16 protein-coding genes are annotated in these 15,162 nt (G+C 46.5%); 11 read left to right on the forward strand and 5 right to left on the reverse strand.

Annotated features, from left to right (window positions below; genetic code table 11):
* Positions 1-55 precede the first annotated feature (55 nt).
* The 5 genes from JMA39_RS19490 to hslR all read right to left on the reverse strand — a co-directional run bounded on the left by JMA39_RS19490 (position 56) and on the right by hslR (position 4,052).
* Positions 56-265: a helix-turn-helix transcriptional regulator gene (locus tag JMA39_RS19490; protein ID WP_012279224.1), complete on the reverse strand. Its 210-nt coding sequence runs from the start codon at positions 263-265 to the stop codon at positions 56-58.
* Positions 262-684, reverse strand: coding sequence for a hypothetical protein (locus JMA39_RS19495; protein WP_202723564.1), 423 nt, complete (start codon positions 682-684; stop codon positions 262-264). The genes JMA39_RS19490 and JMA39_RS19495 overlap by 4 nt, the downstream gene beginning before the upstream one ends.
* Positions 685-991: 307 nt before the next feature.
* On the reverse strand, positions 992-2,533 hold the full coding sequence (locus JMA39_RS19500; protein ID WP_202723593.1) for a phosphoenolpyruvate carboxykinase: 1,542 nt from the start codon (positions 2,531-2,533) through the stop codon (positions 992-994).
* 231 nt (positions 2,534-2,764) lie between these two features.
* Positions 2,765-3,625 (reverse strand): Hsp33 family molecular chaperone HslO, encoded by an 861-nt coding sequence (hslO, locus tag JMA39_RS19505; RefSeq protein ID WP_202723594.1) that lies wholly within the window; start codon positions 3,623-3,625, stop codon positions 2,765-2,767.
* 28 nt (positions 3,626-3,653) lie between these two features.
* Complete coding sequence (gene hslR / locus JMA39_RS19510) at positions 3,654-4,052, reverse strand: ribosome-associated heat shock protein Hsp15 (RefSeq protein ID WP_202723565.1); 399 nt, start codon at positions 4,050-4,052, stop codon at positions 3,654-3,656.
* A gap of 273 nt (positions 4,053-4,325) precedes the next feature.
* Between hslR and gspC the strand changes: the two genes are divergently transcribed.
* From gspC to JMA39_RS19565, 11 genes are all read left to right on the forward strand, one after another.
* Complete coding sequence (gspC, locus tag JMA39_RS19515; RefSeq protein WP_202723566.1) at positions 4,326-5,243, forward strand: type II secretion system protein GspC; 918 nt, start codon at positions 4,326-4,328, stop codon at positions 5,241-5,243.
* Between the two features lie 80 nt (positions 5,244-5,323).
* Positions 5,324-7,471, forward strand: a complete 2,148-nt coding sequence (gspD, locus tag JMA39_RS19520; RefSeq protein WP_202723567.1) for a type II secretion system secretin GspD — start codon at positions 5,324-5,326, stop codon at positions 7,469-7,471.
* On the forward strand, positions 7,464-9,035 hold the full coding sequence (gene gspE / locus JMA39_RS19525) for a type II secretion system ATPase GspE (protein ID WP_202723568.1): 1,572 nt from the start codon (positions 7,464-7,466) through the stop codon (positions 9,033-9,035). The genes gspD and gspE overlap by 8 nt, the downstream gene beginning before the upstream one ends.
* Positions 9,036-9,038: 3 nt before the next feature.
* The gene (gene gspF, locus JMA39_RS19530; protein WP_202723569.1) at positions 9,039-10,262 is read left to right on the forward strand and encodes a type II secretion system inner membrane protein GspF; all 1,224 of its coding nucleotides are present in this window, start codon (positions 9,039-9,041) and stop codon (positions 10,260-10,262) included.
* Between the two features lie 64 nt (positions 10,263-10,326).
* The gene (gene gspG, locus JMA39_RS19535; protein ID WP_202723570.1) at positions 10,327-10,761 is read left to right on the forward strand and encodes a type II secretion system major pseudopilin GspG; all 435 of its coding nucleotides are present in this window, start codon (positions 10,327-10,329) and stop codon (positions 10,759-10,761) included.
* Complete coding sequence (gene gspH / locus JMA39_RS19540) at positions 10,724-11,356, forward strand: type II secretion system minor pseudopilin GspH (protein ID WP_202723571.1); 633 nt, start codon at positions 10,724-10,726, stop codon at positions 11,354-11,356. Before gspG ends, gspH begins: the two co-directional genes overlap by 38 nt.
* A complete protein-coding gene (gspI, locus tag JMA39_RS19545; protein WP_202723572.1) occupies positions 11,353-11,730 on the forward strand; it encodes a type II secretion system minor pseudopilin GspI in 378 nt (125 codons plus the stop codon). Before gspH ends, gspI begins: the two co-directional genes overlap by 4 nt.
* Positions 11,711-12,460 (forward strand): type II secretion system minor pseudopilin GspJ, encoded by a 750-nt coding sequence (gspJ, locus tag JMA39_RS19550; protein WP_202723573.1) that lies wholly within the window; start codon positions 11,711-11,713, stop codon positions 12,458-12,460. The genes gspI and gspJ overlap by 20 nt, the downstream gene beginning before the upstream one ends.
* 2 nt (positions 12,461-12,462) lie before the next feature.
* On the forward strand, positions 12,463-13,443 hold the full coding sequence (gene gspK, locus JMA39_RS19555) for a type II secretion system minor pseudopilin GspK (RefSeq protein WP_202723574.1): 981 nt from the start codon (positions 12,463-12,465) through the stop codon (positions 13,441-13,443).
* 46 nt (positions 13,444-13,489) lie between these two features.
* Positions 13,490-14,680, forward strand: coding sequence for a type II secretion system protein GspL (gspL, locus tag JMA39_RS19560; protein WP_202723575.1), 1,191 nt, complete (start codon positions 13,490-13,492; stop codon positions 14,678-14,680).
* Between the two features lies 1 nt (position 14,681).
* The gene (locus JMA39_RS19565; RefSeq protein ID WP_202723576.1) at positions 14,682-15,158 is read left to right on the forward strand and encodes a type II secretion system protein M; all 477 of its coding nucleotides are present in this window, start codon (positions 14,682-14,684) and stop codon (positions 15,156-15,158) included.
* The last annotated feature ends 4 nt before the right edge of the window (positions 15,159-15,162 follow it).

Here is a 15,162-nt window from a genome sequence, read left to right on the forward strand (position 1 = left end):
TCTATCTCTACAATTCGAAAGACTATGCATCAAGTCGTACTTAAATGTCATTCGTCTAACTCATGGTGAGTTCAGTTTCGTCCTCAAAAATGGCTTCAATTGGCATCTCAAATAACCGAGCGACTTTAAAAGCTAAAGGCAAACTTGGGTCATACTTTCCTTTTTCAATTGCATTGATGGTTTGCCTTGAAACTTCGAGCTTTTCTGCCAAGTCGGCTTGAGTCCAGTCGCGCTCTGCTCTGAGCACTTTTAGACGGTTTTTCATCGGTAACTGATCCTTCCTTTAATAATGCCAACGATATAGGTCAAAGCGATTAATACGATAAGGTATGCGGCATTGAGCGGCGGCACAATAGCGTTATTTTCCAGTATTGAATAGCTAGAAAAGCTAATAATAGCGACCCCCACAGACAAAGCGAGTGCATCTAGTTGAACCTTGCGCTCCATCTCATCGAGCTGTACCAAAAAATGGCGATAGGATACCAACATGGCGATACCGATAAGCGTGTGTATGCAGAATGCTAAGGTGATTAATAGTCCGCTGTTTAGCAATTCATTCTCACTTAAAAAGGTGCTTATCATTAGTGTGAGTGCCCAAAAGAGCGCCAGTAGGTTAACTCGATTGGCGTTTTTCAGGTCGCGCTTTGGCAGGCCTTTGGCACAGATAGCTTCGATGATCTTCATGGTTACAGTTCCTTATGTATTGCGTGTTTTCTACTCTATCGATGTAAAGTAAGCTTGACTTAAACTTAGAGGGTTATTAATTGCAAGTCAAGCATGCTTTACTTTAAGTTTGTGAGGCTTTACATGTTGGAGTTGGAGAGGAATATGGTTTTTTTGATATTTTTATCTATTTATAAGTAGGTTACGCCGCTCGGTATTAAGCAATAAAAATCCCAGCCTGGGCTGGGATTTTTTATTCTCGAACGCAATCTAGAATGTCATCTCTAATATGAGTTACGCTCAATATTGAGCACTAGACATAAGACCTTTAAGCGTTAGGACCTGCATTCTTGATGGAGTCTGGCACCTGATACTTCTCGAAGTTAGCCTTAAAGCTGTCAGCAAGACGCTGAGCAAACTCGGCATACTGAGCCTTATCTTCCCAAGTATTGATTGGGTTTAGCAGCTTGCTGTCTACGCCAGAAATTGCAACCGGCACATGAAGGTTTAGCTTCTCTAGGTACTCGGTCTCTACGTCTTTTAGCTCACCCGACACGATGGCATCAACAATGGCACGGGTCGTTGGGATATCAAAACGCTTACCAATACCATGTGGTCCGCCGGTCCAGCCTGTGTTGACTAGGTAAACTTGACTGCCGAAAGTCTCGATACGCTTCATCAGTAGCTCGGCGTAAACCCCCGCCGGGCGTGGGAAGAACGGCGCACCAAAACAGGTAGAGAAGGTCGATTGAATCGCGGCAGTAGAGCCCATCTCAGTAGAGCCCACCTTAGCGGTATAACCCGACAAGAAATGGTAAGCCGCTTGCTCTTTAGTGAGCTTAGATACAGGCGGTAATACGCCTGAAACATCACAAGTTAGAAACACGACTGCGTGCGGCTCTGCGCCGCAGTTATCGAGTTTACGCTGTGCGATATGCTCAAGTGGATAAGCAGCACGGGTGTTTTCGGTTAGGCTCGAGTTGCTGTAATCAGGGACTCGATTTTCATCGGTCACGACGTTTTCAAGCACAGTTCCAAAGCGGATAGCATCCCAGATCACAGGCTCATTTTTCTGGCTTAGGTCGATACATTTGGCGTAGCAACCACCTTCGATGTTGAATACGCCGCCAGGTGCCCAGCCGTGCTCATCATCGCCGATTAAGAAGCGCTTAGGATCCGCTGATAGTGTCGTTTTCCCCGTACCAGATAGGCCGAAGAACAGAGTGGTATCGCCATCTTCGCCAACATTAGCCGAGCAGTGCATAGGTAGCACGCCTTTAGCGGGTAGCAGGAAGTTTTGTACCGAGAACATCGATTTCTTCATTTCACCAGCGTACTTAAGGCCCGCTAAAAGTACTTTGCGCTCAGCGAAGTTGATAATGACGGTTGCATCAGAGTGGGTGCCGTCTCGCTCAGGAACACACTCAAACCCTGGTGCATTCATTATCTGCCATACAGGCTTGTCGGCGACGTTAAACTCTTCTGGCACGATGAATAGGTTGCGAGCAAATAGTTGATGCCAAGCATACTGAGTGGTGACTTTAACTGGCTGGTAGTGTTCTAGGCTTGCACCGACTTCGAGGTTCGATACAAAGGTGTCTTTATCAGCGAGGAAATCTTCAACTCGGCTCCAAAGCGCGGTAAAAGCATCGGCTTCGAAAGGCTTGTTGACTGGGCCCCATTCGATATCGGCTTCAGAGCTTGGCTCTTTGACGATAAAGCGATCGTTAGGAGAACGGCCTGAACGTTCACCAGTCTTTGCAACTAAAGCACCATTCGCAGTCAATTGGCCTTCACCGCGTGCTAACGCAAGTTCGACTAACTGGCCTGTTGAAAGGTTAAGGTACTCGCGGTTTGATCCATCCGCCATAGGTAAGGTCTCCATCTGTGAGGTCATGATTAGGTGCTGATCTATCGTGCCAGCTTTTAATTAGGGCGATTGTAACGTATGCGGTTATGAATATGTGTACTGGATCAAAAAAAACATTAAAAAGAGATCTAAAAACACTTTTCTTGAAACATTTGTATGTTTATAAGTGGAATTTAAGCATAAAAAAGGCGCTCGATGAGCGCCTTTGATTTAGCTTGTCACTCTCAACAATTATTGAGTCACATCGCTACTTGCTGCATTGGCAAAGATAGCTTCAACATCAATTGCATCGAAGACATATTTGCTGTTGCAGTACTCACAGCCCATTTCTACTTTACCTTGCTCGGCGATGATCGCATCGACTTCATCTTTCGATACGGTGCGGATTGCTTGAGCGCTACGCTCTTTAGAGCAAGTACACTTAAAGGTAATTTCCACAGGCTCGAATAGACGCACCTCTTCTTCGTGATATAGACGGTGAAGTACTTCTTCGGCTGGCAGTGTAAACAGTTCTTCTTGCTTAACGGTTTCAGTTAGCACAGATAGATGCTCGAACTCTCCGTTGTGATTGCCGTCAGTTGGCAACACCTGTAAGAACATGCCAGCGGCTTGCTTAGTGTCAGCAAACAGCTTGATCTTTGTCGGTAGCTGCTCTGATTGCTTGAAGTAATCTTCTAAGCACTCGGCAAGCGTCTCTTTATCTAATGCGACAACACCTTGGTAACGTTCACCGATATCAGGTGTTAGAGTAATCACCATGTAGCCTTTGCCAAACATCTGCTTAAGACTTGCATCGTTGCTAATCTCGCCTTCCCAGCGCGATACGCCACGAAGCTGTTGTAGATTATTACCGTTGATTACCGCTAATGATACCGGGCCGTCACCTTGCAGTTGGATGCTGATATCACCGCTGAACTTCAAGGTTGCAGTCAATAATGAGGTTGATGCCATTAGCTCGCCCAATACTTTCTGGATAGCTAACGGGTATTCGTGTGCGGAAATTACTTCCTGGTAGCTATTTTGTAGCTGCACCAATTCGCCGCGAACGCTCGCGTTTTCGAATAAGTAACGATATAGATTATCTGTGGTCATCTCTGTGTTCATTCTGTGTTTCCAATTTTTAGCTTTCTTTAAAGCGCATAATTTGTCGACGTTGCTTCTTATCCGGCTTCTGATCAGGAGCGGGATTATTAAGAATATTCAGACGTCGTTGCTCAGCATAAGTCTCTCGTTTGGCTATACTTTGCGGTGTCTCTTCATAAAGGGTTTGTGCTATCGACCCTTTTTGTCGGTATTCTGACAGTTTAGCGATGACAATCTCTTTTTCGTCATAGCCCTGTCTTAATCTGATGGTGGCACCTACCTCGGCATATTTGCTCGATTTCGTGCGCTGGCCGTTATAGTGTACTTTACCACCATTAATCATCTCTTTTGCGATGGCTCGCGTCTTATAAAAACGCGCGGCCCAGAGCCATTTATCAAGCCTTACTTGAATGGCTTGTTGCTCGTTGTTATTCATGAGCGACTCCAGTGATTAGATTAATTTAAATTAAAATGCTGGGTGAAGCTCACAAGCTCGGCAGTAATATACAAATCTTTACTTTCTCGCTGGTAAAATAGTGGCAGGCTTCACACCCTTTTTAGGCGCGTAAAGTTAGCATATTCGGTCAATTATCGCCAACATTGCTGCTGTTATGGGCTTGTTGCCAAAAGCAGTGTAGGTTAGCATGAGTCAGGATTCGCTAAATTATCATAATCAGAACAGAGACCTGTACAGAGGGTCCACTTAAATATGGATTTATTAGATAAGTTTTTAACTAAGGCCGCTGGCGTGCCTCAAAAGCCTATTAGCACTGCGATATTTAGCTTTGGGCTATTGATCGCTCTGTACCTATTAGCGCAAATAACTTGGAAGTTAATTCCCGATGACTCGGCGACCGCTCGCTGGGTACCGACTCCTGTCACAAGTAGCTCCACTGGCGCTGTCAACGTTGCCAGCCTGCAACAGCTGTCTCTTTTTGGTAAGCCAGATGCGACTGGCGCCAAGCCAAAGGTTGCACCAGTTGAAGAGATCATTACCGATGCACCCAAAACCTCACTGTCTATCCAGCTAACTGGTGTAGTGGCTTCAACAACCGAAAAGAAAGGTTTAGCGGTTATCGCTTCGAGTGGCAGCCAAGATACTTATGGTTTAGGTGATAAGATCAGAGGCACTTCAGCTTCACTTAAAGAGGTTTACGCCGATCGTATTATTATCACCAACAGTGGTCGTTACGAGACTTTGATGTTGGATGGTCTAGAATACAATACTAATGGTGCGGCTAATCAGCAGCTACAGAAAGCTAAGAGTGTTTCTAAAGGCAAGACGATCGATAACCGTAAGAATCGAGCCGTGGCTACTGAACTTAGTCAGTCTCGTGAAGAGATTTTAGCCGATCCGAGTAAGATTACCGATTATCTGTCGATTTCCCCGGTCAAAAGTGGCGGAGAACTGGCGGGTTATCGCCTCAATCCGGGAAAAGATCGGGAACTGTTTAAGCAAGCAGGCTTCAAAGCCAATGATTTAGCAAAATCGATTAATGGTTATGACTTGACCGATATGGGTCAGGCACTAGAGGTTATGGCGCAGCTGCCAGAGATGACTGAAGTTGCTTTAATGGTTGAGCGTGATGGCCAACTGATAGAGATAATGTTTAGTCTGCCTGAATAATCGCAGCAGGAATAACAATAAAATTTGCAGTAATACGATTTGAATTTGCCGCAACGAAAGGGTTTAGGGGAAGTATAACAATGAATAATAAGCAGATTAGACGCAGACTAATCGCCGGTATGGTTATGGGGGCTTCATTGCTAGCACCTCAGCTTGCTTGGTCTGAACAATATGCGGCTAACTTTAAAGGCACCGATATCCAAGAGTTTATCAACATTGTTGGTAAAAACTTGAATCGAACAATTATTGTCGACCCAACCGTTCGCGGTAAAATTAATGTTCGTAGCTATGATCTTCTGAGCGATGAACAATATTACCAATTCTTCCTTAACGTATTGCAAGTTTACGGTTATGCCGTTGTTGAGATGGAGAATAATATCATCAAGGTGATTAAAGATAAGGACGCTAAAACTGCGTCTATTCGTGTCGCTGATGATAATACTCCAGGCCTTGGTGACGAGATGGTTACTCGCATCGTCGCCCTCTATAACACCGAAGCCAAGCAACTTGCCCCATTGTTGCGCCAACTCAATGATAACGCTGGCGGTGGTAACGTCGTAAACTATGACCCTTCCAACGTATTGATGATCTCTGGCCGCGCGGCCGTGGTAAATAAGCTAGTTGAAATTGTACGCCGTGTTGATAAGCAAGGCGATACCGCAGTTGAAGTGGTTAAGCTTGAGTACGCTTCAGCAGGTGAAATCGTACGTATTATCGATACCCTTTATCGCTCAACTGCTAACCAGGCACAGATGCCGGGGCAGGCGCCAAAAGTCGTTGCCGACGAGCGTATCAATGCGGTAGTGGTCAGTGGTGATGAGAAGAGCCGCGAGCGTGTGGTTAAACTCATTAAGAAACTCGATGCAGAGCAAGCCAATACCGGTAATACCAAGGTTCGTTACCTGCGTTATGCCAAGGCTGAAGATCTAGTTGAAGTATTAACGGGTTTTGCTGAGCAACTTGTCGATGATAAAGGCACGCCACAAGGCGGGGCTAGTAAGCGTCGCAACGAAATTAATATTATGGCTCACACCGACACTAATGCTTTGGTGATTAGCGCCGAGCCTGATCAGATGCGCACTATTGAGAGTGTCATTAATCAGCTCGATATTCGTCGTGCACAGGTACTGGTTGAAGCGATTATCGTAGAAGTTTCTGAAGGTGATGATGTTGGCTTTGGTGTGCAGTGGGCAACCGAAGCTGGCGGTGGTACTCAGTTTAATAACCTAGGCCCAACTATCGGTGAGATTGGTGCTGGTATTTGGCAGGCCCAAGGTGAAAAAGGTTCTACAGTTTGTAACGACGGTACATGTACCGAGAACCCAGATACCCGTGGTGACATTACCCTGCTTGCGCAAGCATTGGGTAAAGTTAATGGTATGGCATGGGGCGTGGCCATGGGCGACTTTGGTGCACTGATTCAAGCGGTTTCAAGCGATACCAAGTCAAATGTATTAGCAACACCATCAATTACTACCCTAGATAACCAAGAAGCGTCATTTATTGTGGGTGATGAAGTGCCGATTCTGACCGGTAGCCAAAACTCCAGTAACGGAAACAGCAACCCATTCCAGACTGTTGAACGTAAAGAGGTCGGTGTGAAGCTTAAAGTAGTACCACAGGTTAACGAAGGTAATGCGGTTAAGTTGACTATTGAGCAAGAAGTATCGGGTATTAACGGTAAGACTGGTGTCGACGTCACCTTTGCTACTCGTCGTTTAACGACAACGGTAATGGCTGATTCTGGCCAGATCGTGGTGCTGGGTGGTCTGATTAACGAAGAAGTGCAAGAGTCGGTGCAGAAAGTGCCTTTCTTAGGTGATATCCCGATTATCGGCCACCTGTTTAAGTCTTCTTCAAGCGGTAAGAAAAAGAAAAACCTGATGGTGTTTATCAAGCCGACGATTATTCGTGATGGTATCACCATGGAAGGCATTGCAGGCCGTAAGTATAACTACTTCCGTGCATTGCAGCTTGAACAGCAGGAGCGGGGAGTGAACCTGATGCCAAATGCTGAAGTGCCTGTGCTAGAAGAGTGGGATCAAGAGGCATACCTGCCAGCAGATGTGAACGAAGTGCTTAACCGTTATAAAGAGGGGAAAGGCTTAGACACTAAGATGCGCGAAACCGATCCAACGCTAAAGAGTATCTCTAATAGCAAGAATAACGACGCTGCTGAAGCGGATAAGCAAAGCACTGGCACGGATAAAGATTCAAGCGATGAGTGATAATCAAATTCCGGTCGATGAAGAGCTAGCGCAAGTCTCGAGTGAGCTTGGGCCAGTGTCTGAGGAAGAGGCCGATCAAGTCTTCCATTCGAGTAGCAAAGAGCGATTACCATTTGCTTTCGCCCATCGCTTTAAGGTTGCGCTTGCTGCCGATGATGAGGGCGAGTTGTCGCTATATTATACCCAAGGTACGCCACTAAGTGCCTTGCTCGAGGTGCGTCGCTACTGTGGTAAAGAACTGCCACTGTTCAAGCTTGAAGATGCTGCCTTTGAGGCGCGATTGACACAGGCTTATCAGGCTAACTCCTCTGAAGCGCAGCAGATGATGGAAGATATTGGTAACGAGATGGATCTATTCACGCTTGCCGAAGAGCTGCCGCAAACAGAAGATCTGCTTGAAGGTGACGATGATGCCCCGATCATTAAGTTAATCAACGCCCTCTTGTCTGAAGCCATTAAAGAGGAAGCCTCAGATATCCATATCGAAACTTACGAGAAGCAGTTGATTGTACGCTTCCGTGTCGATGGCATATTAAAAGAGGTCCTTAAGCCTAACCGTAAGCTGTCATCTCTGCTGGTGTCACGCATCAAGGTTATGGCACGTCTCGATATAGCAGAAAAACGTGTACCACAAGATGGTCGTATTTCATTGCGTATAGCTGGTCGTGCCGTTGATGTGCGTGTATCTACCATGCCATCGAGTCATGGCGAGCGAGTCGTATTACGTCTATTAGACAAAAATGCCGGTAACCTAGATTTAGAACAACTAGGAATGACGGAGTCTGTGCGCCATCAATTTGATGAGCTTATCCGTAGGCCCCACGGTATTATTTTGGTGACTGGTCCCACAGGTTCGGGTAAGAGTACCACGCTCTATGCGGGTCTTACCGAGATCAACTCAAAAGACACCAATATTCTTACCGTTGAAGATCCTATTGAATATGAGCTTGAAGGTATCGGTCAGACCCAGGTTAACACTAAGGTCGACATGACTTTCGCTCGTGGCTTGCGTGCTATTTTGCGTCAAGATCCTGATGTGGTGATGATCGGTGAAATTCGAGATCTTGAAACGGCGCAGATTGCGGTTCAAGCTTCACTTACTGGTCACATGGTGATCTCTACACTGCATACCAATACGGCATCGGGTGCGATTACCCGTCTGCAAGATATGGGGGTTGAGCCTTTCCTCGTGTCATCAAGTCTACTGGGTGTGCTTGCTCAGCGCCTTATCCGTACTTTGTGCCCAAGCTGTAAAGAGGAGCACACGCCGGATGATCGTGAAAGAGAGCTATTAGGCATTACCGCTGACGATCCGCGTGTCATTTTCCGCGCTAAGGGTTGTCAGTCATGTGGTCATAACGGTTATCGTGGTCGTACTGGTATTCATGAGTTATTGGTCGTCGACGATACAGTGCGTGAGCTTATCCACACTGGTCGAGGTGAACTCGCTATCGAGAAACACATTCGCCAATCTGTGCCTAGCATACGCCATGACGGTATGAGTAAGGTGCTTGCGGGTAAAACCACCCTAGAAGAAGTGCTGCGTGTCACTCGAGAGGAGTAAGCCGTGCCAGCATTTGAATACAAAGCGTTAGATAAAACCGGTAAGCAGAAAAAGGGCGTTGTTGAAGCTGATACTGCGCGGCACGCTCGTACTCAGTTAAGAGAGCAGCGTTTGATGCCGCTGGAGATCACTCCAGTCGTTGAGAAAGAGAGTAAGAGCAAGTCCTCTGGTCTGAGCTTTCTAAAGCGCGGTATCTCTACTGCTGAGCTTGCGCTGATCACCCGCCAAATAGCAACTTTAGTCGCTGCTGGTCTACCCGTAGAAGAAGCATTAAAGGCCGTAGGTCAACAGTGTGAGAAAGACCGTTTAGCCAGCATGGTGATGGCGGTGCGTTCACGCGTGGTTGAGGGTTATAGTCTTGCCGATTCGATGGCAGAGTTCCCGCATATTTTTGATGAGCTATATCGCGCTATGGTGGCGTCTGGCGAAAAGTCAGGTCACTTAGAGGTGGTGCTGAATCGCCTTGCCGATTACACCGAGCGCCGCCAGCAGCTCAAGAGTAAAATGACTCAAGCGATGATCTACCCTATCGTACTGACTGTGGTAGCGATAGGCGTTATTGCCATTTTGCTCGCTGCGGTAGTGCCGCAAGTCGTTGGTCAGTTCGAGCATATGGGGCAGGAACTACCTTGGACAACGGAGCTGTTGATAGCATCATCTGACTTTATTCGCGATTACGGTCTAATTGTGCTCGCGGTTATTGTTGGTCTGTTCTTTATCGCTAAACGTTTGTTGGTTTCTCCTAAAAACCGCATGAAATACGACAGTATGCTGTTGCGTTTACCCGTCATTAGCAAGGTGAGTAAGAGTCTTAACACGGCACGTTTTGCTCGTACCTTAAGTATTCTGACCGCCAGCTCAGTACCTCTACTCGATGCGATGCGTATTGCAAGTGATGTACTGGTGAATGTCAAAGTGAAAGCAGCGGTTGAAGAGGCAACACTACGGGTACGAGAAGGTACCAGTTTAGGCACTGCACTAGCCAACACTAAACTTTTCCCGCCAATGATGCTCTATATGATTACCTCAGGCGAAAAAAGTGGTCAGCTTGAGCAGATGCTTGAGCGAGCCGCCGATAACCAAGACCGAGAGTTTGAGTCTAACGTGACGATAGCTTTGGGGGTGTTTGAACCTATGTTAGTTGTCAGCATGGCTGCGGTGGTTCTATTTATTGTTCTTGCTATTTTGCAGCCGATTTTGGCGCTAAATAATATGATTAGTGGTTAATACTCACTTTCAGCTACCACTTATCTGGCGGCTGTGTGGTTTTTTTAGTTTAAGGAAGTAGTTAATGCAAACTCGTAATAAACAAAAAGGTTTTACCCTTTTAGAAGTGATGGTAGTTATCGTTATTTTAGGTATTTTAGCCTCTATGGTTGTACCTAACCTGATGGGTAACAAAGATAAAGCCGATCAACAAAAAGCGGTTTCAGATATCGTTGCATTAGAAAATGCCTTAGACATGTACAAGTTGGATAACAGTGTTTACCCAACAACAGAGCAAGGACTGGAAGCGTTAGTACAAAAGCCAACTATCTCTCCTGAGCCACGTAACTATCGTGCCGATGGTTATGTTAAGCGTCTACCACAAGACCCATGGCGTAACGATTACCTGCTATTGAGCCCAGGTGAAAACGGTAAGCTAGATATCTTTAGTTCAGGCCCAGATGGTCAGCCAGGTACTGAAGATGATATTGGCAACTGGAATCTACAGAATTTCCAATAAGATGATCTTGCCGCGAGTTAAGTTAGCGCGCCAAACGGGCTTCACCTTAATGGAGGTGTTGCTCGTTGTTTTGCTTATGGGGCTTGCTGCCACGGCAGTCACATTAGGCATGGGGGGCGCCAGCAAAGAGAAGGCGCTCGAGCGAACTGCACAGCAATTTATGATGGCTACCGAAATGGTGCTGGATGAAACTGTGCTGAGCGGCCATTTTGTTGGCATAGTGATAGAAGACTCCAGTTACAAATTTGTTTATTACGATGAAGGAAAGTGGAAGCCTTTAGAGCAAGACAGATTGCTGGCCGAGCGTCAGATGGAACCCGGCGTCGAGATGGTGTTGGTGCTAGATGGGCTGCCATTAGTGCAAGAGGATGAAGAGCAAGACTCTTGGTTCGATGAGCCGCTTATTGAAAAGTCTGCCGACGAAAAAAAGAAATTCCCCGAGCCGCAAATCATGTTATTTCCTAGCGGTGAGATGAGTGCATTTGAACTCGCTTTTGTCAGCAAAGATGAGATGCAACAAGATATCGAAGTCGTTGTCTTTGGCGATGCTTTGGGGCGCTTAAGAATGGGCTTTGAAGATGAAGACGTTCTATGACTAGGCCTCGTAAACAAGCAGGCATGACACTACTCGAAGTGATTGTAGCCCTAGCGGTATTTTCTATCGCCGCAGTATCAATCACTAAGAGCCTAGGTGATCAGATCGCCAACATGCCGATTTTAGAAGAGCGTACCATGGCACAATGGGTGGCTCATAACCAGATGGTCGATGCTCGTTTAGAACCTAAATTTCCAGAACTTGGCCGTAAAGACGGGCAAGTTGAGCTAGCCAATAAAGATTGGTATTGGCGTAAAGAGGTCATTAAGACCACTGATGATAATTTTAGAATGATCCGTATTAGTATCAGTGATGACGAACGGTTTTCTCGCGTTATCGCTGAAGTGAGCAGTTATGTACTCAAAGCAGATTAAAGCGCCGCAGGGCTTTACCCTGTTAGAGATGCTGATAGCCATCGCCATTTTTGCGATGCTAGGTTTGGCCGCCAATACCGTGCTGAGTACCGTGATGAAAAACGATACCGCCACTCGGGACTTTGCCACCAAGCTCAAGGCGATGCAGCAAGGTTTTGGTGTCATTGAGCGAGACTTGAATCAGATGGTGGCGCGTACGCCAAGATTATTAGAGGGCGGAAGGGGAACCACAGTCTTCCAGACTGGCAGTAATATGCTCGACTCGGAATCTGAGTCGTTAGTATTTTTTCGTCTAGGCTGGCTCAATCCCGATGGTTTACTACCAAGAGGCAGCTTGCAGTCGGTAGCTTATGTCGTGATGGAAGGGCAGTTGCAGCGTTGGTATTACCCCTATCCAGAGCCAGAAATTGGAGCTGAGCCGATTAAGACGGTGATCATGGATAAGGTACTCTCTGTTGAGTACGCGTTTTTCACCGATGACAAGTGGGAGCGTAAAACTGACGCCACCAAATTGCCTAAGGCGATCGCCATAGAAATTGAATTTGAAGATATTGGTAAAGTGCAGCGTAAGTTCTTAGTACCGACAGGTGCCCTTGCTGGTAGTGATGACAGCAACAATGGCGGCAATAATAACGGCGGTAACAACAACGGCGGCAATAACAATAACGGAAATAATAGCGGTAACAGCAATAATGGCGGTAGTAACAATGGTGACGGGAAGGGTGAATAGAGATGCCTTCTAAGCAGCGCGGTGTCGCCCTTATCGTCGTGTTATTGATTGTGGCTATGGTAGCGATTATTGCCACCAATATTACTTCACGTAACCAGCTGTCGGTTAGACGCACTTTGAACATGGCGCAGTACGATCAAGCCTATTGGTATGCGATTTCTGCCGAAGAGATTGCTAAAAAAGTACTGAAGCAAGACTTAGAAGACTCAGATACTGTGCACCTGCAGCAGTATTGGGCACAGGCTGATGTGGTATTTCCCGCTGAAAAGGGCGAGATCGCCGGTAAAATTAGTGATATGCGGGCGTGTTTTAACGTGAACTCGTTATCGGCGCCCAGTGAAAAAGTTGAGAATGGTCAACCGAAAATGCCTTTGCCTGCGGTGCAATTTAAAGGGTTATTGGTTGCATTAGGGATGGATGAGTTTGCTGCTGAACGATTGGCACAAACAGCAAAAGATTATATCGATGAAGATCAGACTGCAGGGCCTTATGGCGCAGAAGATGCGGAATATGAATCACGTAATGTGCCGTATCGTGCAGCGAATACCTTGATGAGCCATAAGAGTGAACTGCGTGCTGTGATGGGCTTTACCCAAGATATTTACTTAAAGCTTGCGCCATACGTGTGTGCAATACCAGGCAATACCACGCAGGTGTTAAACGTCAATACGATACCAGTGGAGCAGGCCGCGTTAATTGCTGGTATGTTTGATAATAAGATTTCGGTGGGTGAAGCTGAAAGTATCATCAATCAACGCCCACTAGACGGTTATGACAAGATAGATGAGTTTTGGGAAAACTCCTCCATCGCTTCATTAGCCAGTGATGCCAAGCTTAAGTCGAGCTTTGGCGTCACGAGTAAATATTTTTTACTCGAGGCTGGGGCAAAAGTCGATACCGCAGTATTTAGATTAGAAAGCGTGCTTTATGGCGATAGTAATAAATTAGAAGTGTTATCCCGCCAGTCTGGTGGGCAAAAATAACAACGGTCCTTTAAACGAGCTTAAAGAGACTTGTGGAGACAGATCAGTGAGTGAAAGACTATTCATCCGCTTAGGGCAAACTGCCGAGCAACCTTGCTCTTGGCTGGTTTGGTCTGAGCAGGAACAAGAAATTATAGGCTCTGGCGAGCTTAGCGACGCCAGTGCACTATCGACTCTTACTGAAAGGGCGGGTAATCGTGCGGTTGACATATTAGTACCCGCTTCAAGCATTACGTTAACCCAAGTAGAGCTACCAGAGAAGAGTCAGCGTCAAGCGGTTAAGGCACTGCCTTTTATGCTGGAAGAGAACCTTGCGCAAAATGTGGATGAATTGCATTTTGTCACCGGACCTCGCAGTGGCGACTTGCTCAGTATTGCCGTGGTTGCTCATGAACAGATGCAGGCGTGGATCGAATGGCTTGCTGATGCAGGACTAAAGGCAAAATCTATCATACCAGATTGTTTAGCGCTGCCATTGGCTGAATGTGACTGGGCTGCGATGAGTTTTGGCAAAGAGATCTTGCTGCGTACCGGTGAAGGTAGCGGCGTAAGTTTAAGCGAGAGCTGGCTGGATATGGCTTTGCCGCAGTTGATTGGCAATGAAGATACGGCAACGACAGTAGCGGGTTATACCGAGCTGCAACTTGCTGGTACTGAAGTCAAAGTGCAGCCGCTTGACCTGCCAATGCTAGTGTTAGCTAAAGGCGTGTTGAATGCACCGATGAACCTGCTTTCTGGTATTTACAAACCAAAGAAAGAGTATGGTAAGCATCTCACTTTATGGCGTAACGCCGCTATCGCATTTGCTGTGGTTATTGTTTTAGCACTGGTAAATAAAGGGCTAAACATTCATCAGATGAATAGTGAGGCCGATAAGTTAAAGGCTCAGAGTGAGCAGATCTACAAGCAAGTGGTACCAGGCAGTTCAAGAGTGGTTAACCTACGCTCTCAGATGGAAAGTTATGTTCGTACACTTCAAGGTGGCGGCAGTGGCAGCGAGTTCTTTGTCATGCTTAGCGGTATGCAAGACGCCTTTGCTCAAGTGCCAGTTCTTAAGCCGACCACGTTACGTTTTGACAGTAACCGCAACGAAATTCGTATGCAGGTCACAGCCAAAAACTATGAGCAAATTGAGAAGTTCAAAGAGATCATTTCGCGCTCTTACAAGCTCGATGGTGGTGCAATGAACAGTGGTGAATCGCAAGTCACCAGCACCTTAACCATAAGGAGCAAATAAGATGGAAAACTTTAAAGCTTGGTGGAATGGACTGGTTCTTCGCGAACAACAGATGGTTGCCGCCTGTGGTGTGGTGTTAGTCATCGGTATTTTGTATTGGGGCGTCTGGACGCCAATCGCCAATGCCGAAGACGAGGCGGAGCGTAATCTCGAAGGCCAACAAAGCACCTTAAATTATGTTAAGCAGACTGCTAACCGCATTGCAGGGCTTAAACAGAGCGGTGGTAGCAATGCTTTTAGAGGCAGTTTAAGTGCGGCGGTTAATCAGACCGCTGGCGCGTTCGGGTTGACGATTACCCGCATGCAGCCTCAAGGTAATAAGATCCAGGTTTGGATGGATGAAGTACCGTTTGATACCCTGTTGAACTACTTGAATGAATTGGTGCAAAACAAGGGATTGTCATTAGAGAGCCTAGACTTAGCCGAGTCTGATACTCCAGGTTACGTTAACGTTCGTCGTATTCAGCTATCTAAATAAGGTG

The sequence above is a fragment of the Shewanella schlegeliana genome (assembly GCF_016765635.1).
Taxonomy (GTDB): domain Bacteria; phylum Pseudomonadota; class Gammaproteobacteria; order Enterobacterales; family Shewanellaceae; genus Shewanella; species Shewanella schlegeliana.

Bases quoted from the DNA above. Each gene is read 5' to 3' on its own strand.
- gspK (WP_202723574.1), top strand. From the start codon at position 12,463: ATGCCTTCTAAGCAGCGCGGTGTCGCCCTTATCGTCGTGTTATTGATT.
- gspC (WP_202723566.1), top strand. From the start codon at position 4,326: ATGGATTTATTAGATAAGTTTTTAACTAAGGCCGCTGGCGTGCCTCAA.
- gspG (WP_202723570.1), top strand. From the start codon at position 10,327: ATGCAAACTCGTAATAAACAAAAAGGTTTTACCCTTTTAGAAGTGATG.
- JMA39_RS19500 (WP_202723593.1), bottom strand. From the start codon at position 2,533: ATGGCGGATGGATCAAACCGCGAGTACCTTAACCTTTCAACAGGCCAG.
- gspJ (WP_202723573.1), top strand. From the start codon at position 11,711: ATGTACTCAAAGCAGATTAAAGCGCCGCAGGGCTTTACCCTGTTAGAG.
- gspH (WP_202723571.1), top strand. From the start codon at position 10,724: ATGATATTGGCAACTGGAATCTACAGAATTTCCAATAAGATGATCTTG.
- JMA39_RS19565 (WP_202723576.1), top strand. From the start codon at position 14,682: ATGGAAAACTTTAAAGCTTGGTGGAATGGACTGGTTCTTCGCGAACAA.
- JMA39_RS19490 (WP_012279224.1), bottom strand. From the start codon at position 265: ATGAAAAACCGTCTAAAAGTGCTCAGAGCAGAGCGCGACTGGACTCAA.
- gspE (WP_202723568.1), top strand. From the start codon at position 7,464: ATGAGTGATAATCAAATTCCGGTCGATGAAGAGCTAGCGCAAGTCTCG.
- hslO (WP_202723594.1), bottom strand. From the start codon at position 3,625: ATGACCACAGATAATCTATATCGTTACTTATTCGAAAACGCGAGCGTT.
- gspD (WP_202723567.1), top strand. From the start codon at position 5,324: ATGAATAATAAGCAGATTAGACGCAGACTAATCGCCGGTATGGTTATG.
- gspI (WP_202723572.1), top strand. From the start codon at position 11,353: ATGACTAGGCCTCGTAAACAAGCAGGCATGACACTACTCGAAGTGATT.
- JMA39_RS19495 (WP_202723564.1), bottom strand. From the start codon at position 684: ATGAAGATCATCGAAGCTATCTGTGCCAAAGGCCTGCCAAAGCGCGAC.
- hslR (WP_202723565.1), bottom strand. From the start codon at position 4,052: ATGAATAACAACGAGCAACAAGCCATTCAAGTAAGGCTTGATAAATGG.